This is a genomic window from Sphingomonas sp. (assembly GCF_964263785.1).
GTDB lineage: Bacteria > Pseudomonadota > Alphaproteobacteria > Sphingomonadales > Sphingomonadaceae > Sphingomonas.
The window spans coordinates 1-23,377 of the sequence record NZ_CAXVWL010000029.1; the positions used below are offsets into that span (position 1 = coordinate 1).

Here is a 23,377-nt window from a genome sequence, read left to right on the forward strand (position 1 = left end):
GCCCACAAGGTCCCCGGCGTCCGCGAGTGCCTGGAGGCCGCCGGCATGGGCTTGCTCTACCTTCCGCCTTACAGCCCTGACCTCAACCCAATCGAGCAGGTGTTCGCCAAGCTGAAAGCGCTGCTCCGGCGCGCAGCTCCACGCTCGTTCGACGCCATCGTCACTGCACTCAAACACATCCTCGAACGCTTCCGTCCCGCAGAGTGCGCCAACTACATCCCCCACTCAGGCTATGTGCAAACTTGAGCGAGGCTGACTCTAGCCTCACCTTCCGCGGCTCGTGGGGGTATCCAGCGCATTGATCGCCGCATGCACCCGCGCCTCGATCTCGGCCCGCGACAGCCCCGGCGGGATCGCCGCGCCGAAGCGGAAGGTCACCACGCCGGGATGCTTGGCCCCGCGCTTGGGCAGCAGCCTCCCGGTATCGCACGCCACCGGCACCGTCGGCAGCGCCAGCATCCGGTACAGCCCGGCAAAGCCCGGCTTCAAAGGCGGCTGCTCGCCCGGCAGCACCCGCGTGCCTTCGGGAAAGATCAGGATCGACCGCCCCTTGGCCTTGGCCGCGTTCGCGTCGCGCAGCATCCGGCGGAGCGCGGTCGACGATCCCTCGCGGTCCACTACCAGCGCGCCGTAACGCCGCGCCGCCCACCCCCACACCGGCAAATTGGCGAGCTCCTGCTTCAGCGCCATCGCGGGGCCATCGAGCAACGCCTGCAATTCCAGCGTCTCGAACATCGCCTGGTGTTTGGATGCATAGAGCGCGGGCCCCACCGGCCGCTCGCCCTCGATGCGGATATGGATGCCCAGGAACACCCGCGCCGCCCAGCGATGAAAGCGCGTCCACACCGTCGCATGCGCGATCACGACGGGCTGCCCGAACAGCGCCGATACCGGCACCGTCGCGACGATCGGCACCGACAGACCGTAGAACACGATTCGGAACAGCAAGGTGCGCACCCAGTCGATCATCCGCCGATCCCGATCCAAAGCGCCACCCGCCGCAACAACAACTTGTCGTACTCATTAATCAGCGTCCCGAGTCGCGGCGTGCCTTCGACACCGTCGCCGAGCACGATCACGCCGGGCCCCAGCGCCGCCTTCAACTCCATGTTCGCGCGCGGCACATGCCAGTCGGAGGTCACCAGCCGAACGCTGCGAAAGCGATGCGCGCGTATCCAGGCGGCGCTCTCCTCGGCGTTCGATCGGGTATCGACCGCATCTTTGCCGAGATCGACGCAGCACGCGAACACCCTCGGCGGCACGCGGTACGTCCGCGCCAGATCCGCCGGACGCACCCCGGGACCGACCCCGGTCACCAGCATCCGCCGCGCCTGCCGCGCCTGGAGCAGCGCCAGCCCCCGGTCGATCCGCCCCGCGCCGCCGGTCGGCACGACGATCGCGTCGGTCGTGTTGGGCGCCAGCGGCCCCGGCAGCGCGAGCATGAACACCACGAAACCCAGTGCCCAGGCGATCGCCAGCACGGCCAGCAAACGGACGATCATGACGCGAGAAGGCTCACAGGGTCCGCCCCAACGCCCGCGTCACCGACACTCGCGCCGCCGCCATCCCCAGCACGACGAACGCGAACGGGAGGATGGCGATGGCGACCCAATCGAGCGGCCCCAGCGCGACTTGCCCGAGCAGCTCGGACCCGAGCCCCGACGCCTGCGTGCCCAGCACCGCCAGCATCGCCACCGCCGCGACGCCCCCGCACGCGCCGCCGAATGCGGCGTCGATCGCGATCCTGCGCTGGAACAGCCGCGCGACCTGGACGTCGGTCGACCCCAGCATGTGCATCACCTCGATCGTCGCACGGTGCGCGTCCAGCCCGGCGCGCACCGCCAGCACGACGACCACTGCGGTCGCCGACGCCATCAGCGCGACGACCCCGGCTGCCAGCGCGGTCAGCGTCCGCATGAAGCCGCCGACCGGCGACATCCACGCCGCGTGCCGGTCGACCCGCGCCGACGCGCTGCGCGCGCGCACCGCCGTCTCCACCGCCGCCCCCGTCGCGGCGCCGTCCGCGCGGTCGTCGAGCTCGACGTCGATCATCGCCGGGACCGGCAGGTCGGGGTCCGCGCCGTCGCTGCCCAGCCAGGGCGCGAGCAGCCGGGTCATCGCCGCGCGGTCGACCACGTCCGCGCGCCGCACCCCGGGCAAGGTCCGCAACGCGCGGGCGATCCCGGCGGCGGTCGCATCGCGTGCCGCGGCATCGCCCGCGATCACCTGCACCGTCAGCTTGCCCGCCAGGTTCCGGTCGAGCGACCGCGCCGCGCCGGCGGTCGCCAGCCCGAGCGCGGCGGCGAGCATGGTGAGAAAGACCATGATCGCCATCACCCACGTCATCGCGCGCACGCCGCCCGCCTCGTCGAGGACGCGGCGCTCGGAGGTGCCTGCGCTCATGCGCCCGGCCGCGCGGGCGGGTAGCGCAACGACCCCGTCGGATCGAGCAGCCGTCCCGCGTCCAGCCGCATCATCTGCGCGTGCGGGATGCTGCCGATCAGGTGCAGGTCGTGGGTCGCGACCACCACCGTCGTCCCCAGCCGGTTGAGCGTATCGAACAGGTGGAGCAGCCGCTCGGCCATGTCGGGATCGACGTTGCCGGTCGGCTCGTCCGCGACCAGGATCTCCGGCCGCGCGATCACCGCGCGCGCGATCGCCACCCGCTGCTGCTCGCCCCCCGACAAGGTCGCCGGCCGCGCGTCGGCGCGCTGGGTCAGCCCGACCCACGCCAGCATCTCGCGGACCGGCTGGACGATGTCCGCCTCGGGCACCCCCGCCACCCTGAGCGGCAAGGCGACGTTGTCGGCGACCGACAGGTGCGGGACCAGCCGGAAGTCCTGGAACACCACCCCGATCCTGCGCCGGAAGCCGGGCAGCCGGTCGCGCGGCAGCAGCACCATGTCCTCGCCGAACAGCCGGATGATGCCGCGGCTCGGCCGCTGCGCCAGATAGAGCAGCTTGAGCAGCGACGTCTTGCCCGCCCCGCTCGCGCCGGTGAGGAAATAGAACGCCCCGCTGCCCAGCGTGAAGCTGACGTCGGATAGCGTCTCGTCACCGGTGCCGTAGCGCAGGCCGACATTCTCGAACTGGACGATGCTCGCCATTGCCCCACCGCTTCGCACAGGTTGCGTCCTTGCGACAAGCATCCCCCGCTTGCCACATCGGCCAGGCGCGTGCTTAGTCTCACGCGTCGCTGCACCACGCGCGGCGCCCTACCGTGAAGCGTTTCGCATGATCCCCCCGAAATGAATCCAGCCCGATGATCCTAGAGTGTCCTGAGTGCAGCACCCGCTATCTCGTGCCCGACAGCGCGATCGGGATCGAGGGCCGGACGGTGCGCTGCGCCACCTGCCGTCACAGCTGGTTTCAGGCGCCCGCTCCGATCGAGCTTGCGCCGACCGAGCGCTCTTCGGCCGCGACCGTCCCGGACGAGGCGGCGATCGACGATGTCGACGAGGATAGCAACGATCGCGTCACGCCACCGCGGCCGTCTTTGCCGCCGCCGGCCGCCGTCGTACCACCGGTCGCCGATCCCACGCCCTACGATGCCTTTGCGCCTCGCCCGCCGTTCCGCCCGCGCCCCAACCTGCTGCGCCGCCGGACCTGGGCAGCGGTCGCTGTTGGCCTGCTGATGCTGGGGGGCGTCGCCGCGATCGTATGGCTGGGCGCGCCCGGCCTGGCCGCGCGCTTGGGGCTGCCGGTGGGCGCCGCGGAATCTCCATTGCGCCTGAAGGACAATCCGATCGAGCGCCGCGAGCTGGAGAACGGCTCCGAGCTGTTCGCGGTCAGCGGGCAGGTCACCAATCCATCCGCGTCGCGCCAGCGCGTCCCCGACATCCGCGCCGAGCTCCGCGACGCGCAAGGCCGCCTCGTCTACGGCTGGACGATCACGCCCGAGCGTCGGATGCTGCCACCCGGCGGCAGCATCGACTTCAATTCGGCCAAGCTGGACGTGCCCTCCAACTCCAAACGTCTGGAGCTGAGCTTCGCCGGCGAAAGCGCGCATTAATCGCGGTTGCGGCGCCCGCGCGTGCCTGCTAGGGGCTCGCGCCTACCAGCTGCCGGGTCACCGGCGGTGTACACGTGCGGCCGTGGCGGAACTGGTAGACGCGCAACGTTGAGGTCGTTGTGGGCGAAAGCCCGTGGAAGTTCGAGTCTTCTCGGCCGCACCACTTTTCCCGAGCGGCTCGCTGCCGCGCTACGCCCGACCTGCCGACCAACGACTTGGCCGACGATGGCGACTCCGGCAACGACGCGCCCACACATGGCGGCCTCGACCTTTCCTCCACGATCGGTGTTGGCAACCACGCCGAGGCGAGCTGGCATTAAGACGACACCGACGTGGTTTTCACCGCCCCCGCGCATGCCGCATTCGCGGTGCTGGGTTCGCCCGGCGAAAGCGGTAGCGACGAAGGGTGATCGCGCCCGCCGTTTTGCGGCTGGCGTTGCCGCGGCGATGCGTTCAGGGCACCCCGTGGGAACATCGCGCGTCGGGCTTCGCATTCGCCTGACGACTCGCTCCGGAAAGATCGTCCTTGTCCGCTTATATCAATGCCATCGGCATCGCTGTCCCCCCTCACGACATCCATGACGCATTCCGCGATTGGGCAGGGGCGCGGGTCGCGCCGCGCGAGGCCGCGGTGTTTGCCCGCATGGCGCGCCGATCCGCGATCCGGCATCGCTGGTCGGTCCTGCCCCCGGCGCCCGGCGGCGGTTCGCCGGTGGCGCCCGGCGGCTTTTACGACGCCGATCCGCTGCCCGGCACCGCCGATCGCATGGGCATCTATGCGCGCGAAGCTCCCGCGCTGGCACTCGAAGCGATCCGCGCGTTGGCGGCCACCGCCGATCTCGACGGCATCACGCATCTCGTCGTGGCCAGCTGCACCGGATTTGTCGCGCCCGGAATCGACCAGATCGTCGCCGCCGAGCTCAACCTGCAAGGCGTCGAGCGGCTGCTGATCGGCTTCATGGGCTGCTACGCCGCGGTCGCGGCACTGCGCAGCGCGCGCCACATCGTCCGCTCCGAACCGGCCGCGCGCGTCCTCGTCGTCGCGGTCGAGCTGTCGACGCTTCACCTGCAATCCGCTCATACGCTCGAGCCGCTGCTCGCGATGCTCCAATTCGGCGACGGCGCCGCCGCAGCGCTGGTCACCGGCGACGCACAGGGGTTGGAAATCGACAAACCCTTCGCCGCGACGCTGGAGGATTCCGCTGCGCTGATCCGCTGGGACATCACCGACCGCGGCTTCGCGATGCATCTCTCGGGCGAAGTGCCGGGGCGAATCGCTGCCGCGCTTTCCGACCCCGCGTTCGCCGCGCACGTCACTGGCGGCCACCCGGCGGCCGCGATCGACGCCTGGGCGGTCCATGCCGGCGGCCGCTCGATCCTCGACGCCGTCGCGAACGCGCTGGCACTGGCGCCCGACGCGCTCGACGCCTCGCGCGCGGTACTGGCGGACAACGGCAACATGTCGTCGGCCACGCTGATGTTCGTCCTCGCGCGCCTGCTCGCCGGGCCGCCGGTCGGCGCCGGGGTCGCGCTCGCTTTCGGCCCCGGCCTCGCCGCCGAGGGCTTCGCCTTCGCGAGCGCGCGCTGATGCTCGAACGGCGCGCGCAGGCCGAGGAGCTGATGGACGCGGACGACCTCGACGCCACCACCTACGCAGCAGTCGTCGGCGATCTGGCGAAGGTCAATGTCGTGACGCTGGCCGCGCGCCCCACACTCGCCTTCATCGATCGCGCGGTCGGCGAACGCAAGCGGCTCCGCCTCCTCGACGTCGGCTTCGGCGACGGCGACATGCTCCGCCGCATCGCCCGCTGGGCAGCGCGAAAAGGCATCGCCGCCGAACTGGTCGGCGTCGACCTCAACTCGCGCAGCGAGCTCGCCGCACGCGCGCATACCCCTTCCGACCTGCCGATCCGCTACGTCACCGGCGACTATGCCGATCTTGCCGGGCCGTGGGACGCGATCGTCTCCAGTCTGGTTGCCCACCACATGACCCACGCCCAGCTCGTCGCCTTCTTGCGCTTCATGGAGGCGAACGCCCGCACCTGGTTCATCAACGACCTCCACCGCCACGCCTTCGCCCACCGCGGCTTTCCGCTGCTGGCTCGCTTGGCGCGCTGGCACCCGATCGTCCGCCACGACGGCACGCTGTCGATCGCACGCGCCTATCGCCCGGCGGAATGGCCGCCGATCCTCACCGAAGCGGGCATCCGCGACGCCCGCGTGTTCCGCGCCTTCCCCTTCAGGCTATGCGTCGAACGCCTGCGCTGATTGTCGGCGGCGGGCCCGCCGGCGCAGCCGCGGCGATCGTGCTGGCGCGAGCCCGCGCGCCCCACCTGCTGGTCGAGCGCACCCGCGAGACCGGCGACGCGCTGTGCGGCGGCTTCCTGAGTTGGCAGACGCTGCGCACCTTGGCCGAACTCGGCATCGCTGCCGACACGCTCAGCCCCGCCCGCCTCTCCCGCGTCCGCATCGTCGCCGGACACCGCCAGATCGAAGCCGCGCTTCCTGCTCCCGCAGTGTCGGTTTCGCGCCACCGCCTCGACACGGTCATGCTCGCGCACGCCGTCGCGACCGGCGCCGCTGTGGAGCGTGGCGTCGCGGTCCGCTCGATCGACGCACGCGAAGCCCGCACTGCCGATGGCGCGCCGATCGCCGCCGACACGCTCTTCCTGGCCAGCGGCAAGCACGATATCCGCGGAACAGCCCGCCCGGAAGACGCCCGCGGGCGCGATCCGACGCTCGGCCTGCGCGTCCGCCTCGCGCCCAGCCCGGCACTGACCAGGCTCGTCAACGACGCGGTCGAGCTCCACCTGTTCCGCGGCGGCTATGCAGGCATCGCACTCCAGGAGGATGGCAGCGCCAACGTCTGCATGGCGGTCCACCGCTCGCGAATGCAGGCGGCGGGCGGTCCGGCGGCGCTGCTCCGCGCGCTCGGCGACGCGCTGCCGCACCTCGGTGAGCGCCTTGCGAGCTGGGACGGCAGCGCGCCGGACGCGATCGCCAACGTCCCCTACGGTTGGCGCGCGCGCAGTACCGCCGCCGGCGTGTTCCGCCTCGGCGACCAGGCCGCGGTCATCCCCTCGCTCGCGGGCGAGGGCATGGGAATAGCGATTGCGAGTGGATGCAGCGCCGCCGCGGCGCATCTACACGGCGGCTCCGCCGAACGCTGGCAGCCCGCATTTGCACGCAGCGTCGCGCCCCCGATGCTCGCCGCGGGCACGCTGCGCCGCCTTGCCGAAAGCCGCGCCGCGCCCGCTCTTCTGCCGCTGCTGCGTCCCAGCCTGATCCGAATTAGCGCGGACGCCACGCGAATCGTACGAGTGATCGCTTGACGTGGACCCCGTGCCGCCCGAAATTCGCAACCATGGACCAGATGAACCTTTCCGAAGTCGAATGGCGCAAGCGCCTGACCCCCGAACAATATCACGTGCTGCGCGAGGCGGGGACCGAGCGCGCCTTCAGCGGCCGGCTCAACAACAACAAGGCCGACGGAATCTACCGCTGCGCCGCATGCCAGCTCGACCTGTTCGACAGCGCCGACAAGTTCGACTCGGGATCGGGCTGGCCCAGCTTTACCCAGCCGATCGAGGCCGACCGAGTCCGCGATCACAGCGACACCAGCCACGGCATGACCCGCACCGAAACGCGCTGCGCCCGCTGCGACAGCCATCTCGGCCATGTCTTCCCCGACGGCCCGCCGCCAACGCGCCTGCGCTATTGCATGAACTCGGTCAGCCTCGACTTCCGGGCGCGCAAGGACTGACGCTTGTAGGGCGGTTGGTTAGCGCGTATCCCGCCGCCCGCTGATGGCTCGCGCACGCTCTCCCAAATCCGCCCCGAAATCTCCCTGGCGCCGCCGGATCGTCATCGCGATCGGGGTATTGGCAGGTCTCGCGGTGCTGGCGTTCGCAGCGCTGGCGATCGCGGTCTATGTCGCGCGCGCGCAGCTGCCTTCGTTCGACCAGCTCAAATCGTCGCCCAACGGCCAGATGATCCGCGTTCACGCCAGCGACGGATCGGTGATCGTCAGCCTGGGGCCGAGCTATGGCCAGTGGCTCCCCTATGACCGCATCCCCGCAGTGATGCGCGACGCGACGATCTCGGTCGAGGACCGCCGTTTTCGCTCGCATCTCGGCGTCGATCCGATCGGCGTCGCGCGGTCGGTCAAGGCGCGCTACGACCGCGGGCGCTGGACGCAAGGGGGATCGACGATCACCCAGCAGCTCGCGCGCAACGTCTTTCTGTCGAGCCAGAAGAAGTTCGGACGCAAGTTCCGCGAGGCGATCCTGGCTCTGGCGATCGAACGCGCGTTCACCAAGGACCAGATCCTCGAACTCTACCTCAACAAGGTCTATTACGGCGGCGGCGCCTACGGGATCGATGCTGCGTCACGCAAATTCTTCGGTCACGGCGCCGACGAACTGTCGCTTGCCGAGGCTGCGGTGATCGCGGGTCTGGTCAAGGCACCGTCCAATTACTCCCCGACCGCGGACGCCGAGGCCGCGGTCGGGCGCGCCGGGGTCGTCATCGCGACGATGAAGGAAACCGGCGCGATCTCCGCGGCGCAAGCCGACGCCGCCGACGTTCAAGGCCTCAAGCTGGTCCCCGAAGCGCGCCAGAACAGCGTGCGCTATTTCACCGACTGGGCGCTGCCCCAGCTCGACGTGCTGATCGACGAGCAGCAGGCGCCGCTGGAAGTGTGGACCACGCTGGACCCGTCGATGCAGCGCCAGGCCGACACCGCGATCCGCGCCAATGTGCCCAAGGGTGCACAAGGCGCGCTCATCAGCCTGGACCGCGACGGCGCGGTCCGCGCGATGGTCGGCGGCACCGATTACGTCAGCTCGATCTACAACCGTGCGACCCAGGCGCAGCGGCAGCCGGGCTCCGCGTTCAAGCTGTTCGTCTACCTCGCCGCGCTAGAGGCAGGGCACAAGCCCGAGGATTCGATCGTCGACGAGCCGGTGACCATCGACGGCTGGAGCCCGCGCAACGACTCCCGCCACAACTCCGGCCCGGTCACCTTGCGCACGGCCTTCGCCTATTCGCTCAACACCGTAGCTGCGAAACTGGGACAGGAGGTCGGCTTCGCCACCGTCGCCGACATGGCGCGACGGTTCGGGATCACCACTCCGGTCAACACGCATCCGTCGATGGTGCTCGGCACGTCGGACGTCCGCCTGCTCGACATGACCCGCGCCTTTGCCAGTGTCGGCAACAAGGGGGTCGCGGTCACCCCTTACGGCATCACCCGCGTCACCACGAACGGCGAAACGATCTACACCCACGAGGTCGATCGCAGCCACGTGCTGGTCGCGCCCTATGTCGCCGCGCAGATGACCGACCTGCTCCAGACCGCGGTCAATACCGGCACCGGCCGCGCCGCGCAGATCGGGCGGCCGGTTGCGGGCAAGACCGGGACCACCAGCTCGTCCAAGGACGGCTGGTTCCTCGGCTTCTCCAGCGGGCTCACCACCGGCGTGTGGATGGGTCGCGACAATGCGCGCCCGATCGCGGGACTTCACGGTGGCACCGCCCCGGCACAGGCTTGGGCGGCGTTCATGCGTCCTGCGACCGCCAACCGACCGATCGAGCAGTTCGAGACCCAGGTGACGCTCCCCGAATGGCAGCTCGAGCCCGACGAGGAAAGTTACTACGGCGATCCGGACAATGGCATGGCGACCGGCCAGATGGTGGACGGCGACGGCAATCCCATTGCAACCGCGCCCGCGACAGAACCCGAAGAACCGGCGAACGAGCCGCGCGCGACGCCGCCGGACACTGCCCCCGCGACGCCGCAGCAGCTCGATCAGGACTGGATCGACCGGGTCACCGGACGTGGAGATCCGTCACGCCAGCAGCCGGCGCCCCAACCGCGCACCCCCGCCCCGCGCCCGCTTCAGGACGACCGCCCGACCCAGTGAAGCGCGGCGCCGTGACTGCGCAGCCACACGCGGGCAGGCGCCGGGTCGGCCCCGTACAGCTCGGCGACCAGCGCGTGAAATGCCGCGCCGTGATTCATGTGGACCCGGTGCGCCACTTCGTGTGCGGCGGTCGCGCGGCGGACCCAGGCGGGCGCGAGCACGAGGCGCCAGCTATAGCGGATCGCGCCCGACGACGCGCAACTGCCCCATCGCCCGCGCGCGTCGCCGACAGCCACCTGCGCCACCGTTACCCCCGCCGCTCGCGCATAATGCCGAGTATCGTCCGCGAGCAGGTCGAGCGCGGTGCGTCTAAGCCAGGCTTCGACCCGGCGGGGCAACGTCTCGATCGGTCCTTCGAGCGACAGCAGGCCGCCCTCGCGCACCACCGCTCGCCGCCGCCCCGCTGCCCAGGCAATCGTCAGCGCGGCGTCATCGACGACCAGAACCGTGCCCGGAGCATAGGGCACGGGCTTCGGCAACGAAGCCCGTTGCTCGGCCAGCCACCCCCGCTTGTCCTGCGCCCACGCGATCGCCGTCTTCAATGCCGCTCGCCGCGGCAGCACCAGCCGCGCTTGCCCCGTGGTGCGGTCGAGCGTCAGCCGCATCGATCGCGCCCGCGGATTGCGGACGATCTCGATGCCGTCGATCACGCGAGCCGGATCACAATTCGCGGTCGACGAGATGGTGCTCGAGGTCGCCCGCGTCATCCTCGCTGATCGTCCAGCCGCGCACCGATATGCCCGCGCGGTGCACCGCATCGCGATCGCCGCAGACGAGGTAATGCCAATCCGGCAACGCCTCGCCCGCCGCGCGCAGCCGGTACGCGCAGGTCGACGGCAGCCAGTCGATCCCGCCCAGCACGTTGCGCGGGGTCAGCCGCACGCATTCGGGCACATAGGCGCGGCGGTGCTTATAATCCGAACATTGCCCCGATCTCCGATCGAGCAGCCGGCACGCGACGTTGGTTGCCAACAGCTCGCCGGTCTCCTCGTCCTCCAGCTTGTGGATGCAGCATTTGCCGCAGCCGTCGCACAGCGCCTCCCACTGGCCGCGATCAAGCTTCTCGATCGGCACGTCTTCCCAGAAGCGTCCGGATCCTCCGACGGCAGTCATCGCGCCCACTTCGCGATCTCGTCCGCGACCGCTTGCGGGTTTTGATCGGCGGGGATCAGCGCCACCGGCTTGCCCGCGGGATCCATCAGGTAGACCGGATTATTGTGATCCATCATGTAGCCCCCGCCTGGCGAGATCGCGCCTTTGCGCGCATAGATCGCATAGACCTTCTCGGCCGCGTCGATTGCCGTCTGGCTGCCGGTCAACCCGATCATCCGTGGATGGAACGCGCGCACAAACTGCTTGAGCACCGCAGGCGTATCGCGCGCCGGGTCGACCGTTACGAAGACGGGCACGACGCGTGCGGCAAGCCCGGGGTCGCTCTTCTCCAGCAGCCGCATGCCGGCGCCGACATTCTGCATGTCGACCGGACAGACATCGGGACAGAAGGTGTAGCCGAAGTACATCAGCCGGTACTTGCCCGCGAAGCTGCGATCGGTGACCGTGCGCCCGTCCTGGTCGACCAGCGCGAACGCTCCGCCGATCCGCGCACCTTCGAGCGGGGCGTGCGCAGGGGGCGCAGCGACTGGGCTGCACGCGACGACGAGCAACGCGACGGCCAACGATCTTGGGATGTTCATGACAGCGCCAGCCTTGATCTGTTAGCCGCCTCGACGCAAGCATCGCGCTGCCCAGCCGCCATGCTCCTAAAGGATTTGCCCCGATGCGCCGCCTCCCCCTTGCCTTGCTCCTCCTCGGCGCCGCAGTCCCGGCAGCGGCCCAGCAGCAGTCGGAGAGCTACAAGTTTCTGCAGGCGGTCCGCGATGCCAAGGGCAACGACGTCACTCAGATGATGGATAAGCCTGGCAGCACCCTGGTCAACACTCGCGACGCGTCGACGGGTGAGACCGCGTTGCACATCGTGGTGAAACGCGGCGACGCCACCTATGCCCGCTATCTGATCGCCAAGGGCGCCGACGTGAACGCGCGCGATGCGCGCGGCAACACCCCGCTGCTGCTCGCGGTCAACGCGGGCGATGGCGATCTCGTCGCGCTTCTGGCCGGTCAGCGCGCCAACGCCAACCTCGGCAATTCGGCGGGCGAGACTCCGTTGATCCGCGCGGTCCAGCGCCGCGATCTGGAGCTCGCGCGGCAGCTTCTCGCGGCGGGCGCCGATCCCGATCAGGCCGACCTCATGGCCGGCAAATCCGCGCGGGACTATGCAACCGAAGACGCGCGCACGCCGCCGGCGATCGTCAAGCTCTTGGCCGAAACCCCGAAACGCGCACGTCGTGCGGTCTCAGGGCCCAAGCTCTAACGGGCGAGTCCATCCGCCTCGGGATCGGTCAGCGCGATCGTCCGTCTGGCGGCGCGGCGCGCGAACGCCAGCGTGCAGCGTTTGCGGACATGCGCCGGCAGCGGCACGACCGCTGCCTCGCGGACGATCTCGGCATCGTAGCGATCGGCGACGATGATGCCGGTGCGCGCAGGCAGGAATGAAGGCGCATCGAGCGGCGAGGTGTCGAAACCCGCTGGCACCGCCCAAAAATACCGATCGCAATGCGCCAGATAGTCGGGCCATTTCGCGTCGCTCATCAGGTCGGCGCGAGACACCTTGATCTCCACGACCACTAGCTGCCCCCGCGCGTCGATTGCCATCAGGTCGGCGCGGCGCCCGCCGTCGAGCGGCACTTCGGGGATCGCCGTCAGGTCGTGCCGGAGCAGCATCCGCGTCACGCCGCGACACACATCGGCTGCGCAGAGCGCCGTATTCCGGGACAAACCGGGTATGCCGATGCAGGATGCGGGTGTCGCCAGCATGCGCGATGCTTTAGAACATCGCGCGAACGGGACAAGCCCGCTCGCGGTTAGGCCATCTTAGCGGTAGAAGACGTGGTTGCCGATCGCGGCGACGCGGATCGCGCGGGCACCCGGGCTGCGCCTGGACGCATTGAAATAGAGCGCGTTGGCGGCCGGGCTGTTCCACGCCTCCGCCAACGCGACCTTGGCGACGGCTACGGCGCGCTTCCAGCCGGCGCGGGTCGCGTCGACCGCGGGGATCGTACCGCCGCGGACGAAGCCGAACTGGCCGCGCTGGGTGACGACCGAGCAGACGTCGGCCGGGAAACGCCCGGATTTGGAGCGGTTGAGGATGACTTCGGCGACCGCCAGCTGGCCGGCGAGCGGCTCGCCCTGCGCCTCGTAGAAGATCGCGCCGGCGAGGCAGCGGAGCGCCTCGTCTTCGGCGGCATAGCTCTGCGCGGCGACCGCGGCATCGAGACTGGCGAATTCCGGGGCCGCGGGAGCGCTCGTGGCGTCGTCGACGGGAAGGACCGGAACCGGAAGGAGGGTCGGGGTGTTCTGTAGAGACTGGTCGGCGGGCTGGGCGATCGCCACTGCGCGGGCGGTGGTCGGATCGAGCTCGGCAGCGGCGCCTGGCGTGCTCATCGCGAGCAGGCCGGATAGCGAGAGGGTTAGCGCCGCAAAGGTCGCGGCGCGCGTGAACAGGGTCATTCTACATCATCATATGCGGTGAGATCACGGACACGGCGGCATGATACCGTCCGTCCGGGCTTCCCCCCGACTGCGTCACCGGCCCGGATCGCACCCCGGCCGGCCCAACGCTCTCAATCGATGCATTCCGTTCATCGCACCGCAAGCGGCGAGTCAATTCGACCCGATCGTTTCAGCGATGAAGCGTTCCACATGCGGGCTGTCCAGTTCGACAACCCACAGGTCAGGATCCCTCGCTCGCCGCCGCTGCCAGTAATTGCCGACGTCTCGCGGCGGCGTCGACTCGATCAGCGCGCTTCGTCCCTCGGAACCGAGCCCACGCTCGAATATGCGCGTCGGGCCGTCGCGATCTACGACCATCACCAGCACACCGCCGCCCTGCGCATCGCCTCTGGCGAGCACCGCGGCCATGCCGCCGCTGTCATTCACGCGCCGGAGCAGCGCCGACACGACGATGCCTGTCGGCAGCCTATCGCTCACGAGACATAGCCAGACAGACCGGCCAACGCGATTCGTGAGCGCATGAACGTGCCCGTCCCCCGCGCCGCCTCATCGCCCTCGGCGTCGATCAACCGTGCGTCGGCAACGAACACGCGGCGCTTGCCACTGATCCAGCGGCCCTCGGCGATTACCGGCCCGGCTTTCAGCGGCTTGGTGAACAGCAGGTTGAACGCGGTGGTCAGCAGGAAGCGGTCGGTCACCAGGCTGTTGGCGGCATAGAAAGCGGCATCGTCGAGCATCTTGAAGTAGCTCGTGCCGTGCACCGCGCCGGCGGCATGGAAATGGCGCTGGTCCAACGTGAACTGAATGCGGGCGACCCCGGCCGAAACAATCTCCAGCCGCGATTCGAAGACGGTGTTGATCGGCGCCTGCGCATAGAGCGATTCCAGTGCCCGGAAATGTGCTGCCTGCCCCCCTCTCTCGCGGTCAGGCGGCATCGCGCGCATCGTCGGTGGCGAACAGCGCATACAGCGCGTCGGGCGATCCTGCCCCGCGCAGCTTGGCGAGGAACGTGCGGTCGCGCATCCGCCGCGACACTCGCGCCAGCGCCTTGAGGTGATCCGCGCCCGCCTGCACCGGCGACAGCAGCACGAACGTCAGATCGACCGGCAAGTCGTCGACCGCCTGAAAGTCGATGCCCTGGTCCAGCCGGACGAACAGCCCGGTGACCTGGCTCAACCCCTCCAGCTTGGCGTGCGGGATCGCGACGCCGCCACCGAACCCGGTCGAGCCCAGCTTCTCGCGATCCGCCAGCCGATCGGCGATCACCTTCGGCGCTACCCCGATCAGCGACGCGGCCGTGGTGCCGATCAGCTGAAATAGCATTTTCTTCGTCGGCACGACGACGCCGGTCAGGACGGCGTCGGGCCGCAGCAGGTCGCTCAAATCGTTCATCGGCGTGGCAAGGGTCTCGCGAGGGCGCGGCCGCTCTAGCTGCAAGCGCGCCCCCGCGATAGGTCAGGCGGCGGACGCGCCCGCCACTTGCGCGTTGGCGCCGCGCTGGGGCTCGACCCAGCCGATCGTTCCGTCGCCGCGGCGATAGACCATGTTGTACGCGCCGGTGCCCGCATTGCGGAACAGCAGCGCGGCGGTATTGCGCAGATCGAGCATCATCACCGCGTCGGATACGCTGGCATCGGGCACGTCGACCCGCGTCTCGGCGACGATCAGCGGCGCGTCGCCGGCATCGTCCTCGCCGTTGGTTTCCTGGAACAGGGTATAGCCGGCGTTGTCGTAAGCGCCCTCCTCGGCCGCCGCGATCGCCTCGCCGGCATGGCGATCCTTCAGGCGGCGCATGTAGCGGCGCAGCTGCGTCTCGATCTTGGCCGCGGCGCCATCGAAGGCAGGGTGCGCGTCATGCGCTTCGTGATGCCCTTTCAGCACCAACCCGCGCATGACGTGCGCGACGATATCGCACTTGAACCCGGCATCGTGCGGCCCCTTGCCGAAGGTCACTTCGGCGGAGATGGCGCGCGAGAAATATTTGTCGGCGATACCCTGGAGCCGGTCCTCGACGTGGCGCTTCAGCGCGTCGCCGGTGTCGACCTGATGACCTGAAATCCGGATATCCATGCTGTTCTCCATCTATGTGGTCGCGGTCCCATTGGCTCCGCGGGCTGCATCACCCCGACGCTTCAACCCCCCAGATCGGATCGGCGATCCCTTTCATGAACGCGGCATGCCGCGCCAAGTCTCCCGCGCTTGGCGTAAAATGACGCGGGGGCCGCACGGCGCGGGGGGCCGCGGTGGCGAAAACCGGCTGCGCGGGGATCGCGGTGGCGCTGCCGACCAATCCCAGCCCGATCTGCCGCCCGCCCATCAGCTCGACATAGACCTGCGCCAGCAGTTGCGCGTCGAGCAGCGCGCCGTGCTGGACACGGTGGCTGCGGTCGATGCCGAAGCGATTGCAGAGCGCGTCCAGACTGTGCTTGGCGCCGGGATGGCGGCTGCGCGCGATCTGCAGCGTATCGACCATCCGCGACAGGCATATCGCGTCGTTGCCGCAACGCGCGATCTCGCCGTTGAGAAAACCGAAGTCGAAGGTCGCATTATGGGCGATCAGCGGCACGTCATCACCGACGAACGCCAGCAGGTCGGCGATCCGGTGTGCGAACAACGGCTTGTCCGCCAGAAACGCGTCGGACAAACCGTGAACCGCCTGCGCCTCCGCCGGCATGCCGCGTTCGGGATGGAAATAGGCGTGGAAGGTTCGCCCGGTCTCGACCCGGTTGACCAGCTCGACGCAGCCGATCTCGACCAGCCGGTCTCCCGTGGTGAAATCAAAGCCGGTGGTTTCGGTGTCGAACACGATCTCGCGCATCGACAGGTTATCGGCCTTCGCCGGGGCAGAGGCAAGCGATGACGCGCGCCACCGCCGCCCGCGTCTCGTCCAGTGCGACGTCGGTCAGAATCGTGAAGCGGGCACGCGCACGCTTCTCGGCATCGGGCAGCTGGCGGGCGAGGATCGCGTCGAGCCTAGCCGGGGTCATGCCCGGACGCTCCAGCACCCGCGCCCGCTGCACCGCAGTGGCGGCGGACACGACCGCCACCGCATCGACCGCCCGGTCGCCCCCGGTCTCGAACAGCAAGGGCACGTCGAATACGACGAGCGGTGCATCGGCGTGCGCGATCACGAAAGCGGCGCGCTCCTGGCCGACCGCGGGGTGGACGATAGCCTCCAGCGCCCGCATCGCGGCATCGTCGGCCAGCACCGCTTCGGACAGCGCGGTGCGGTTCACCCCCTTCGCGCCGGTCGTTCCCGGAAAGCGCGCCTCGATCGCCGCCACGACCCGTCCCGCCGGACCCTGCAGCCGGTGCACCGCGGCATCGGCGTCGAACACCGGCACGCCCGCATCGGCGAACATCGCAGCGACCGTCGATTTGCCCATCCCGATCGAGCCGGTGAGGCCGAGCCTGATCATACCGTCAGCAGCGCGCGCAATTCGTCGTCGCGGTCGCTCGGCGGGGCTTGGCCAAAGAACAGCTCGAACCCGATGGCCGCCTGAGCGACGAGCATTTCCAGTCCGTCTATCGTTTCGAGCCCCCTGCCGCGTGCCTGTGCAAGAAGTGGCGTTTCAAGCGGCGCGTAGACGGCATCATACACCACCGCATCATCCGGCAACGGTGACAAGTCGAGACTGAGCGGCGGCTGACCGGCCATGCCGAGACTCGACGCATTTACCAGCAGCGCGGCAGGCGGAAGCTTCGATCCAAGCTGCAGCGCCTGACCTTTCAGGCCGAACAATGCGAGGAGCGCAGCGGCCTTGAGCGGCGAGCGGTTAAGGATTGTGACGCGACCTATCAGGGGCTCCGACCCTCTCGGGCGATCGCCACGACCTGCCATTCTACCGAGCGCGAACAATACCGCGCGTGCTGCGCCGCCTGCGCCTATCACCACGATCTCGCGATCGGCTAAATCAATGCCTTCAAGCGGCGCGTAAAACCCTGCTGCATCGGTGTTTGTGGCGATCAGATCACCGCCGTCACCGCGAAATACGGTGTTGGTCGCGCCGATCGTCTGCCGTACCCCGCCGGGGTCGGGAACGTGATCCAACGCCGCCAGCTTGTGCGGAACCGTGACATTGCATCCCCGCCAGTCCGGATCGTCGCGACGTTCGGCGAAATACGTCGCCAGCCCTTCGGCGGTCACATGCCTCTTGCGGTAATCTCCCTCGATCCCGGCCGCGTCCAGCCAGAAGCGGTGGATCAGCGGCGACTTGCTGTGCGCGATCGGATCGCCGATCACTTCGGCAAATACCTGTTCAGCCACCGCTTTTTTCCGAGACGTTGTCACCGGTTGTCACGTGAACATGTGTCAACGCGGCATCGCGCCGCGCTCGCGCAGATACGTCAGGACCGCGAACAGCGGCAGTCCCAAGACGGTGAAATGATCCCCGTCGATACGTTCGAACAGCTGCACGCCCGGTCCCTCGATCCGAAAGCAGCCGACGCACCCCGCGATCGCCGGCCATTCGGCATCCAGATAGCGCTCGATGAACGTGTAGGACAGCGTTCGGACGTGAAGCTTCGCGCCATCGACGTGGCGCCACACCGCACGGCCATCCTCCGCGATCACCGCAGCGCTCCACAGCCGGTGGACACCCCCGCTCATCCGCGCCAGGTGATCCGCCGCCTCGGCACGGTCGCACGGCTTGTCGAGCAGCGTGCCGTCGGCCAGCGCCACCACCGAATCCGACCCGAGCACCAGCGCCTCGGGCCGCCGCGCCGATACCTTCAGCGCCTTCAGCTCGGCCAGCGCATCGGCCAGGTCGCGCGGCGACAGATGCGCCAGCGCTGCCTTGGCGGCATCCTCGTCGATCCCCGACCCCTGCGCCACGAACGCCACCCCCGCCGCCGACAGCATCGCGCGCCGCGAAGCGCTCTGCGACGCCAGCACCAGGCCGCCACCGAGCGGGGTAGAAGCAGTCACGCCTCCGACCCGCGATCGTCGTTGACCAGCGCGATGATCGCCGCCGCGGTTTCCTCGATCGACCGGCGGGTGACGTCGATCACCGGCCAGCCATTATCCGCGAACATCCGCCTGGCGAACGCCAGCTCGCGCACCACCGCCTCTTCCTCGACATAGCGGGTATTGGGTGCCTGGTTGAGCGACAGCAGCCGGTTGCGGCGAATCGCGATCAGCCGGTCGGCACTGGTCGTCAGCCCGACGATCAGCGGCTTCTTCAGCTGGAATAGGGCGGGCGGCGGCGGGCTTTCGACGACGACGGGTATGTTGGCGGTCTTGAATCCGCGGTTGGCAAGATAGATCGACGTCGGCGTCTTGGACGACCGGCTCACCCCCGCCAGCACGATGTCGGCTTCCTCCCACTCCTCCCATGCGATGCCATCGTCATGCGCGATGGTGAACTGGATCGCGTCGACCCGCGCGAAATAGGCCGCATCGAGGACGTGCTGCCGACCCGGCCGTGCTTTTGCCTGCTGGCCGAGCAATGCGGACAAGGCATCGCTGACCGAATCGAGCGGCGCGACGGCGGGCAGACCCAGCGCCGCGCACCGTTGTTCGAGGATGCGCCGGGTTACGACGTTGACCAGCGTATAAACCACGAGCCCGGGCTTCTGCGCGATCTCTTGAAGGATACGTTCCAGATGCGCCTCTGTCCTAACCATCGGCCAGAAGTGGCGCACCGTCTCCACCTCGTCGAACTGCGCGAGTGCGGCCTTGGCGATATTCTCCAGCGTCTCGCCCGTCGAGTCCGAAAGGAGATGGACATGCAGCCGCCGCATCTACCGGGACCGATCTGTGGACAACATGCGGACAGCTGCCAGCACAAATGCCAAGCCCGATCGTGCAAGCCGACAGCGGTGGACAGAAGCGGACATATCCACACTTCGACTCACAGGATGGGGTTCCATCCGCAGGCTGTGAGTAACGGGGATACCGGCATGGGAATCGACCGTCCGCCTTCGTTCGCGCCACGTCAAGCTGTTGGCATTATCGGCAGACCCGCATAAGCCCCAGCACCAACGCGCCCACTACCTACCACAACCCTTTAAACTCTTCCTTATAGAGAAGGAGCAGGCCCTGACCGATCCGACGACCAAGCCGCTCCTGGCGACACTGCGCGGCGTTCGTCAGCCGATCGCGCCGATATGGCTCATGCGGCAAGCGGGCCGGTACTTGCCCGAATATCGCGCACTCAGGGGCGAGAAGGGCGGCTTCCTGGCGCTCGCGACAGACCCGGAGGCTGCGGCCGAGGTGACGTTGCAGCCGATCCGCCGTTTCGGGTTTGACGGGGCGATCCTCTTCTCCGACATCCTGATGGTGCCATGGGCGCTGGGCCAGGACCTCAGTTTCGGCGTGGGTGAGGGGCCGCGGCTGCACCCGCCGCTGGTTGACGCCGCATTGGCGACGCTCGCTGGAGCTGCCGAACGGCTCGACCCGGTCTATGCGACCTGCGCGCGGGTCGCAGCGGCCTTGCCCGCAGCGACCACCTTCCTGGGCTTCGCAGGGTCGCCGTGGACGGTGGCGACCTACATGGTGGCGGGACATGGTTCGAAGGATCAGGGGGAGACTCGGCGCTTCGCCTACAACGATCCGCGAGCCTTCGCGGAGATCGTTGACGCGATCGCGGCGATGACGGTTGACTATCTCGCCGGGCAAATCGCCAATGGCGTCGAGACGGTGCAGTTGTTCGACAGCTGGGCTGGCTCGCTCAGCCCCGCGCAATACGAACGCTGGGTGATCGCGCCCAATGCGGCCATCGTCGCCGGCTTACGCGCGCGCTGTCCGGGGGTGCCGATCATCGGCTTTCCCAAGGGCGCGGGCGGCAAGCTGCTGGCGTACGCACGCGAGACCGGGGTCGATGCGGTCGGCATCGACGAGACGGTCGATCCGGAATGGGCGCATGCGTATTTGCCACAGGGTATGCCTGTGCAGGGCAATCTCGATCCGCTGGCGTTGATCGCCGGCGGCGAGGCGCTGGAGAGCGCCACGACACGCATCATGCGCGCCTTCGCCGACCGCCCACACGTCTTCAATCTTGGCCACGGCATCCTGCCCGACACGCCGATCGCGCATGTCGAGGCGCTGATCGCCCAGGTGCGGGTCTGACCGCAATGGAGTATCTCGTCTTGTCGTACAGCTGGATCGTCGCGGCGCACCTGATCTTCGTGATCTTCTGGATGGCCGGGCTGTTCATGCTGCCGCGCTATCTGGTCTATCATCAGGAGGCGCTTGCCGCGGCCCGCGCCGACGAGGCCGCGCTGTGGGTGACGCGCGAGGCCAAGCTCCGCCACATCATCCTGACCCCGGCGATGATCGTCGTGTGGGTGCTCGGCTTCACGCTGGCGACCGTAGGGCATCATTGGAGCGAGGGCTGGCTCCATCTCAAGCTTCTCTTCGTGCTTGGGCTGACCGGCTATCACGGCTGGATGGTGGGCTATGCTAGGAAGCTCGCCGCGAACCGTCCGACGCTGACCGGCAAGCAGTTGCGCCTACTCAACGAGGTGCCGGGACTGGCGACCGCGGTCATCGTGGTGCTCGTGATCGTCAAGCCGTTCTAGGCCGCGGCGAGTCACGCGGCCAGGTCCGCCTGACTCGCGCAAGTCCGGCCGACGGCGTAAGCCGTTCGACGTCCAGCATGGGCTTTGCCCCCGCCCGCTTGACTTGCCCCCGCGACGATCCTACGTCGCCAACATCCGCGGCGACGTCCTGTCGTGCGCGCCCCAGCTTCGTATCGCCGCGAGTCCTCGCCGTCGTCGCTCGTCAAGACTCGGAATTCCCATGCATCTCAAAGACCTGAAGACGAAGACCCCCGCCGAACTGGTCAGCATGGCCGAAGAGCTGGGGGTCGAGGGCGCGTCGACGCTGCGCAAGCAGGACCTGCTGTTCGCGATCCTGAAAGTCCAGGGCGAGAACGGCGACCAGATCATGGGTCTTGGCACGATCGAGGTGCTGCAGGACGGCTTCGGCTTCCTGCGTTCGCCGGAATCGAATTATCTGGCGGGCCCGGCCGATATCTATGTCTCGCCCAATCAGGTCCGCAAGCACGGTCTGCGCACCGGCGATACGGTCGAGGGCGAGATTCGGGGCCCCAAGGATGGGGAGCGCTATTTCGCGCTGGTCAAGCTGACCGCGGTCAATTTCGACGACCCCGACGTCGTCCGCCACCGCGTGAACTTCGACAATCTCACGCCGCTCTATCCCGAGCGCAAGTTGACGCTCGACCCCGCCGATCCGACGATCAAGGACAAGTCGGCGCGGGTGATCGACATCGTCAGCCCCCAAGGCAAGGGCCAGCGGACGCTGATCGTCGCGCCGCCCCGCGTCGGCAAGACGGTCATGCTCCAGAACATGGCCAAGGCGATCACCGACAACCACCCCGAGGTGTTCCTGATCGTGCTGCTGATCGACGAGCGCCCCGAGGAAGTCACCGACATGCAGCGTAGCGTGAAAGGCGAGGTGGTCAGCTCGACCTTCGACGAACCCGCGCAACGTCACGTCCAGGTCGCCGAAATGGTGATCGAGAAGGCCAAGCGCCTCGTCGAGCACAAGCGCGATGTCGTCATCCTGCTCGACTCGATCACTCGCCTCGGCCGCGCTTACAATACCGTCGTGCCCTCGTCGGGCAAGGTGCTGACCGGCGGCGTCGATGCGAATGCGCTCCAGCGGCCCAAGCGCTTCTTCGGCGCGGCGCGCAATATCGAGGAGGGCGGTTCGCTCTCGATCATCGCCACCGCGCTGATCGATACCGGCAGTCGCATGGACGAGGTGATCTTCGAGGAGTTCAAGGGCACCGGCAATTCCGAGATCGTGCTGGACCGCAAGGTCGCCGACAAGCGCATCTTCCCCGCGCTCGACGTCGGCAAGAGCGGTACCCGCAAGGAGGAACTGCTGGTCGAGAAGGACAAGCTGTCCAAGATGTGGGTGCTCCGCCGCATCCTGATGCAGATGGGGACGGTCGACGCGGTCGAGTTCCTGCTGGGCAAGATGAAGGATTCCAAGACCAACGAGGATTTCTTCGCGAGCATGAATCAGTAGCCGGATGCGGCCTGGGCCATGCTGGCGCAGGACTCGCACCGGCTCGGCCGACGGGTGCGTTTCCGCGCGTGCCGACGCGTTTCCCGATCCGTGCCGCTGTTCGCGCCGCGCGTGTTGAGTTAAACTTTCCCCATCCTTCCCACCGGCTGCGCCGGCGGGTCCCTTCCCTTTCCCGCAAGCGGGAGGGGGCGTCTGCTCGGAGCCGCCCGTGATCCTCGCTCTCCTCGCCCAGGCCGCCATCCAGGGTCCCGGCTCTCCCGCCGAGATCTGGCAGCACATCATCGCCGACTTCTCCAATCTGTCCGATCCGGCGGCGCTCGCCGCCTTTGGTTCCGTGCTGATGATCGATCTCGTCCTCGCGGGCGACAACGCGATCGTGGTCGGCGCGCTCGCCGCCGGGCTGCCTGCCGAGCAGCGCCGCAAGGTGATCCTGATCGGGATCGGCGCGGCGCTGGTGCTGCGGATCTTCTTCGCGCTGATCGTCACCTGGCTGATGGGGGTTGTTGGGCTGATCTTCGCGGGCGGGCTGCTGCTGCTCTGGGTCAGTTGGAAGTTCTGGCGTGAGATCCAGAGCAGCGGCAACCACGAGGCGGAGGTCGCCGCCGGCGTCGGTCCCGCGAAGAGCTTCGTGAGCGCCGCCTGGGCGGTGACGGTCGCGGACGTGTCGATGAGCCTCGACAACGTGCTGGCGGTCGCGGGAGCGGCGCGCGAGCATCCGGGGATCCTGGTGGTCGGGCTGATCCTGTCGGTCGCGCTGATGGGGCTGGCGGCGAACTTCATCGCGCGGATCATCGATCGTTACCGCTGGATCGCCTATATCGGCCTGGCGGTGATCGTGGTGGTCGCGTTCCGGATGATCTACGAAGGCTGGGT

General features: G+C 68.4%; 30 protein-coding genes and 1 tRNA gene. 13 read left to right on the top strand and 18 right to left on the bottom strand.

Annotated elements, in window-relative coordinates; genetic code table 11:
• Positions 1 to 246 (top strand): transposase (locus tag ACE5C1_RS04495; RefSeq protein ID WP_374942866.1); only part of this gene is annotated, 246 nt, incomplete at its 5' end.
• Between the two features lie 18 nt (positions 247 to 264).
• On the opposite strand, the gene ACE5C1_RS04500 is transcribed toward ACE5C1_RS04495, so the two are convergent.
• The 4 genes from ACE5C1_RS04500 to ftsE are packed head-to-tail and all read right to left on the bottom strand — an operon-like array spanning position 265 to position 3,107.
• Positions 265 to 969: a lysophospholipid acyltransferase family protein gene (locus tag ACE5C1_RS04500; RefSeq protein ID WP_374942867.1), complete on the bottom strand. Its 705-nt coding sequence runs from the start codon at positions 967 to 969 to the stop codon at positions 265 to 267.
• Entirely contained in the window at positions 966 to 1,502 is a 537-nt protein-coding gene (locus tag ACE5C1_RS04505; protein ID WP_374942868.1) for a YdcF family protein, read from the bottom strand. The genes ACE5C1_RS04500 and ACE5C1_RS04505 overlap by 4 nt, the downstream gene beginning before the upstream one ends.
• 13 nt (positions 1,503 to 1,515) lie before the next feature.
• Complete coding sequence (locus ACE5C1_RS04510) at positions 1,516 to 2,403, bottom strand: cell division protein FtsX (RefSeq protein WP_374942869.1); 888 nt, start codon at positions 2,401 to 2,403, stop codon at positions 1,516 to 1,518.
• Complete coding sequence (ftsE, locus tag ACE5C1_RS04515) at positions 2,400 to 3,107, bottom strand: cell division ATP-binding protein FtsE (protein WP_374942870.1); 708 nt, start codon at positions 3,105 to 3,107, stop codon at positions 2,400 to 2,402. Before ftsE ends, ACE5C1_RS04510 begins: the two co-directional genes overlap by 4 nt.
• Positions 3,108 to 3,262: 155 nt before the next feature.
• Between ftsE and ACE5C1_RS04520 the strand changes: the two genes are divergently transcribed.
• The 7 genes from ACE5C1_RS04520 to ACE5C1_RS04550 all read left to right on the top strand — a co-directional run bounded on the left by ACE5C1_RS04520 (position 3,263) and on the right by ACE5C1_RS04550 (position 9,936).
• Positions 3,263 to 4,012 (top strand): MJ0042-type zinc finger domain-containing protein, encoded by a 750-nt coding sequence (locus tag ACE5C1_RS04520; protein WP_374942871.1) that lies wholly within the window; start codon positions 3,263 to 3,265, stop codon positions 4,010 to 4,012.
• A gap of 76 nt (positions 4,013 to 4,088) precedes the next feature.
• Positions 4,089 to 4,175 (top strand) — tRNA-Leu (locus ACE5C1_RS04525).
• Positions 4,176 to 4,538: 363 nt separating this feature from the next.
• Positions 4,539 to 5,600 carry a type III polyketide synthase gene (locus tag ACE5C1_RS04530; protein WP_374942872.1) on the top strand — a complete coding sequence of 354 codons (1,062 nt, stop codon included), beginning with the start codon at positions 4,539 to 4,541 and terminating at the stop codon, positions 5,598 to 5,600.
• A complete protein-coding gene (locus tag ACE5C1_RS04535; protein WP_374942893.1) occupies positions 5,597 to 6,280 on the top strand; it encodes a methyltransferase domain-containing protein in 684 nt (227 codons plus the stop codon). Before ACE5C1_RS04530 ends, ACE5C1_RS04535 begins: the two co-directional genes overlap by 4 nt.
• On the top strand, positions 6,259 to 7,344 hold the full coding sequence (locus ACE5C1_RS04540) for an NAD(P)/FAD-dependent oxidoreductase (RefSeq protein ID WP_374942873.1): 1,086 nt from the start codon (positions 6,259 to 6,261) through the stop codon (positions 7,342 to 7,344). Before ACE5C1_RS04535 ends, ACE5C1_RS04540 begins: the two co-directional genes overlap by 22 nt.
• A gap of 32 nt (positions 7,345 to 7,376) precedes the next feature.
• A complete protein-coding gene (gene msrB / locus ACE5C1_RS04545; protein WP_374942874.1) occupies positions 7,377 to 7,775 on the top strand; it encodes a peptide-methionine (R)-S-oxide reductase MsrB in 399 nt (132 codons plus the stop codon).
• Positions 7,776 to 7,818: 43 nt separating this feature from the next.
• A complete protein-coding gene (locus ACE5C1_RS04550) occupies positions 7,819 to 9,936 on the top strand; it encodes a PBP1A family penicillin-binding protein (protein WP_374942875.1) in 2,118 nt (705 codons plus the stop codon).
• Here the strand turns inward: ACE5C1_RS04550 and ACE5C1_RS04555 are convergent.
• Genes ACE5C1_RS04555 through ACE5C1_RS04565 form a run of 3 tightly spaced genes read right to left on the bottom strand, consistent with a single transcriptional unit; the run spans position 9,912 to position 11,630 of the window.
• Positions 9,912 to 10,586 carry a M48 family metallopeptidase gene (locus ACE5C1_RS04555; RefSeq protein WP_374942876.1) on the bottom strand — a complete coding sequence of 225 codons (675 nt, stop codon included), beginning with the start codon at positions 10,584 to 10,586 and terminating at the stop codon, positions 9,912 to 9,914. The genes ACE5C1_RS04550 and ACE5C1_RS04555 overlap by 25 nt on opposite strands.
• 10 nt (positions 10,587 to 10,596) lie before the next feature.
• The gene (locus ACE5C1_RS04560) at positions 10,597 to 11,049 is read right to left on the bottom strand and encodes a YcgN family cysteine cluster protein (protein WP_374942877.1); all 453 of its coding nucleotides are present in this window, start codon (positions 11,047 to 11,049) and stop codon (positions 10,597 to 10,599) included.
• On the bottom strand, positions 11,046 to 11,630 hold the full coding sequence (locus ACE5C1_RS04565) for an SCO family protein (protein ID WP_374942878.1): 585 nt from the start codon (positions 11,628 to 11,630) through the stop codon (positions 11,046 to 11,048). Before ACE5C1_RS04565 ends, ACE5C1_RS04560 begins: the two co-directional genes overlap by 4 nt.
• Positions 11,631 to 11,713: 83 nt before the next feature.
• Here ACE5C1_RS04565 and ACE5C1_RS04570 point away from each other — a divergent pair, with 83 nt between their 5' ends.
• Positions 11,714 to 12,307 (top strand): ankyrin repeat domain-containing protein, encoded by a 594-nt coding sequence (locus tag ACE5C1_RS04570; protein WP_374942879.1) that lies wholly within the window; start codon positions 11,714 to 11,716, stop codon positions 12,305 to 12,307.
• Here ACE5C1_RS04570 and ACE5C1_RS04575 read toward each other — a convergent pair.
• The 11 genes from ACE5C1_RS04575 to ACE5C1_RS04625 all read right to left on the bottom strand — a co-directional run bounded on the left by ACE5C1_RS04575 (position 12,304) and on the right by ACE5C1_RS04625 (position 19,248).
• Positions 12,304 to 12,810 carry an MmcB family DNA repair protein gene (locus ACE5C1_RS04575; RefSeq protein ID WP_374942880.1) on the bottom strand — a complete coding sequence of 169 codons (507 nt, stop codon included), beginning with the start codon at positions 12,808 to 12,810 and terminating at the stop codon, positions 12,304 to 12,306. The two genes, ACE5C1_RS04570 and ACE5C1_RS04575, sit on opposite strands and share 4 nt — an antisense overlap.
• Before the next feature lie 57 nt (positions 12,811 to 12,867).
• Positions 12,868 to 13,503 (bottom strand): cell wall hydrolase, encoded by a 636-nt coding sequence (locus ACE5C1_RS04580; RefSeq protein ID WP_374942881.1) that lies wholly within the window; start codon positions 13,501 to 13,503, stop codon positions 12,868 to 12,870.
• Positions 13,504 to 13,656: 153 nt separating this feature from the next.
• The gene (locus ACE5C1_RS04585) at positions 13,657 to 13,983 is read right to left on the bottom strand and encodes a DUF1491 family protein (RefSeq protein WP_374942882.1); all 327 of its coding nucleotides are present in this window, start codon (positions 13,981 to 13,983) and stop codon (positions 13,657 to 13,659) included.
• The gene (locus ACE5C1_RS04590; protein ID WP_374942883.1) at positions 13,980 to 14,441 is read right to left on the bottom strand and encodes a PaaI family thioesterase; all 462 of its coding nucleotides are present in this window, start codon (positions 14,439 to 14,441) and stop codon (positions 13,980 to 13,982) included. Before ACE5C1_RS04590 ends, ACE5C1_RS04585 begins: the two co-directional genes overlap by 4 nt.
• Entirely contained in the window at positions 14,431 to 14,898 is a 468-nt protein-coding gene (locus ACE5C1_RS04595; RefSeq protein ID WP_374942884.1) for a PTS sugar transporter subunit IIA, read from the bottom strand. The genes ACE5C1_RS04590 and ACE5C1_RS04595 overlap by 11 nt, the downstream gene beginning before the upstream one ends.
• Positions 14,899 to 14,961: 63 nt before the next feature.
• The gene (hpf, locus tag ACE5C1_RS04600; protein WP_374942885.1) at positions 14,962 to 15,576 is read right to left on the bottom strand and encodes a ribosome hibernation-promoting factor, HPF/YfiA family; all 615 of its coding nucleotides are present in this window, start codon (positions 15,574 to 15,576) and stop codon (positions 14,962 to 14,964) included.
• A 49-nt stretch (positions 15,577 to 15,625) separates the two neighbouring features.
• Positions 15,626 to 16,324 (bottom strand): DNA polymerase III subunit epsilon, encoded by a 699-nt coding sequence (dnaQ, locus tag ACE5C1_RS04605; RefSeq protein WP_374942886.1) that lies wholly within the window; start codon positions 16,322 to 16,324, stop codon positions 15,626 to 15,628.
• A gap of 7 nt (positions 16,325 to 16,331) precedes the next feature.
• Positions 16,332 to 16,925, bottom strand: coding sequence for a dephospho-CoA kinase (gene coaE / locus ACE5C1_RS04610; RefSeq protein ID WP_374942887.1), 594 nt, complete (start codon positions 16,923 to 16,925; stop codon positions 16,332 to 16,334).
• Complete coding sequence (locus ACE5C1_RS04615; RefSeq protein WP_374942888.1) at positions 16,922 to 17,773, bottom strand: shikimate dehydrogenase family protein; 852 nt, start codon at positions 17,771 to 17,773, stop codon at positions 16,922 to 16,924. Before ACE5C1_RS04615 ends, coaE begins: the two co-directional genes overlap by 4 nt.
• 45 nt (positions 17,774 to 17,818) lie before the next feature.
• Positions 17,819 to 18,400 (bottom strand): Maf family protein, encoded by a 582-nt coding sequence (locus tag ACE5C1_RS04620; protein WP_374942894.1) that lies wholly within the window; start codon positions 18,398 to 18,400, stop codon positions 17,819 to 17,821.
• Between the two features lie 29 nt (positions 18,401 to 18,429).
• Positions 18,430 to 19,248: a pyruvate, water dikinase regulatory protein gene (locus tag ACE5C1_RS04625; RefSeq protein WP_374942889.1), complete on the bottom strand. Its 819-nt coding sequence runs from the start codon at positions 19,246 to 19,248 to the stop codon at positions 18,430 to 18,432.
• 298 nt (positions 19,249 to 19,546) lie between these two features.
• Between ACE5C1_RS04625 and hemE the strand changes: the two genes are divergently transcribed.
• The 4 genes from hemE to ACE5C1_RS04645 all read left to right on the top strand — a co-directional run.
• Positions 19,547 to 20,575: a uroporphyrinogen decarboxylase gene (gene hemE / locus ACE5C1_RS04630; protein WP_374942895.1), complete on the top strand. Its 1,029-nt coding sequence runs from the start codon at positions 19,547 to 19,549 to the stop codon at positions 20,573 to 20,575.
• A gap of 5 nt (positions 20,576 to 20,580) precedes the next feature.
• Entirely contained in the window at positions 20,581 to 21,027 is a 447-nt protein-coding gene (locus tag ACE5C1_RS04635) for a CopD family protein (protein WP_374942890.1), read from the top strand.
• Positions 21,028 to 21,247: 220 nt separating this feature from the next.
• A complete protein-coding gene (rho, locus tag ACE5C1_RS04640) occupies positions 21,248 to 22,504 on the top strand; it encodes a transcription termination factor Rho (protein ID WP_374942891.1) in 1,257 nt (418 codons plus the stop codon).
• Positions 22,505 to 22,712: 208 nt separating this feature from the next.
• The coding region (locus ACE5C1_RS04645; protein WP_374942892.1) for a TerC family protein at positions 22,713 to 23,377 on the top strand (665 nt) is incomplete at its 3' end.

What these genes read in the sequence shown, in the direction of transcription:
- ACE5C1_RS04500 (WP_374942867.1), bottom strand. Translation starts at nt 969, where the DNA reads ATGATCGACTGGGTGCGCACCTTGCTGTTCCGAATCGTGTTCTACGGT.
- ACE5C1_RS04505 (WP_374942868.1), bottom strand. Translation starts at nt 1,502, where the DNA reads ATGATCGTCCGTTTGCTGGCCGTGCTGGCGATCGCCTGGGCACTGGGT.
- ACE5C1_RS04510 (WP_374942869.1), bottom strand. Translation starts at nt 2,403, where the DNA reads ATGAGCGCAGGCACCTCCGAGCGCCGCGTCCTCGACGAGGCGGGCGGC.
- ftsE (WP_374942870.1), bottom strand. Translation starts at nt 3,107, where the DNA reads ATGGCGAGCATCGTCCAGTTCGAGAATGTCGGCCTGCGCTACGGCACC.
- ACE5C1_RS04520 (WP_374942871.1), top strand. Translation starts at nt 3,263, where the DNA reads ATGATCCTAGAGTGTCCTGAGTGCAGCACCCGCTATCTCGTGCCCGAC.
- ACE5C1_RS04540 (WP_374942873.1), top strand. Translation starts at nt 6,259, where the DNA reads ATGCGTCGAACGCCTGCGCTGATTGTCGGCGGCGGGCCCGCCGGCGCA.
- msrB (WP_374942874.1), top strand. Translation starts at nt 7,377, where the DNA reads ATGGACCAGATGAACCTTTCCGAAGTCGAATGGCGCAAGCGCCTGACC.
- ACE5C1_RS04550 (WP_374942875.1), top strand. Translation starts at nt 7,819, where the DNA reads ATGGCTCGCGCACGCTCTCCCAAATCCGCCCCGAAATCTCCCTGGCGC.
- ACE5C1_RS04560 (WP_374942877.1), bottom strand. Translation starts at nt 11,049, where the DNA reads ATGACTGCCGTCGGAGGATCCGGACGCTTCTGGGAAGACGTGCCGATC.
- ACE5C1_RS04565 (WP_374942878.1), bottom strand. Translation starts at nt 11,630, where the DNA reads ATGAACATCCCAAGATCGTTGGCCGTCGCGTTGCTCGTCGTCGCGTGC.
- ACE5C1_RS04570 (WP_374942879.1), top strand. Translation starts at nt 11,714, where the DNA reads ATGCGCCGCCTCCCCCTTGCCTTGCTCCTCCTCGGCGCCGCAGTCCCG.
- ACE5C1_RS04575 (WP_374942880.1), bottom strand. Translation starts at nt 12,810, where the DNA reads ATGCTGGCGACACCCGCATCCTGCATCGGCATACCCGGTTTGTCCCGG.
- ACE5C1_RS04580 (WP_374942881.1), bottom strand. Translation starts at nt 13,503, where the DNA reads ATGACCCTGTTCACGCGCGCCGCGACCTTTGCGGCGCTAACCCTCTCG.
- ACE5C1_RS04590 (WP_374942883.1), bottom strand. Translation starts at nt 14,441, where the DNA reads ATGCCGCCTGACCGCGAGAGAGGGGGGCAGGCAGCACATTTCCGGGCA.
- ACE5C1_RS04595 (WP_374942884.1), bottom strand. Translation starts at nt 14,898, where the DNA reads ATGAACGATTTGAGCGACCTGCTGCGGCCCGACGCCGTCCTGACCGGC.
- hpf (WP_374942885.1), bottom strand. Translation starts at nt 15,576, where the DNA reads ATGGATATCCGGATTTCAGGTCATCAGGTCGACACCGGCGACGCGCTG.
- dnaQ (WP_374942886.1), bottom strand. Translation starts at nt 16,324, where the DNA reads ATGCGCGAGATCGTGTTCGACACCGAAACCACCGGCTTTGATTTCACC.
- coaE (WP_374942887.1), bottom strand. Translation starts at nt 16,925, where the DNA reads ATGATCAGGCTCGGCCTCACCGGCTCGATCGGGATGGGCAAATCGACG.
- ACE5C1_RS04625 (WP_374942889.1), bottom strand. Translation starts at nt 19,248, where the DNA reads ATGCGGCGGCTGCATGTCCATCTCCTTTCGGACTCGACGGGCGAGACG.
- ACE5C1_RS04635 (WP_374942890.1), top strand. Translation starts at nt 20,581, where the DNA reads ATGGAGTATCTCGTCTTGTCGTACAGCTGGATCGTCGCGGCGCACCTG.
- rho (WP_374942891.1), top strand. Translation starts at nt 21,248, where the DNA reads ATGCATCTCAAAGACCTGAAGACGAAGACCCCCGCCGAACTGGTCAGC.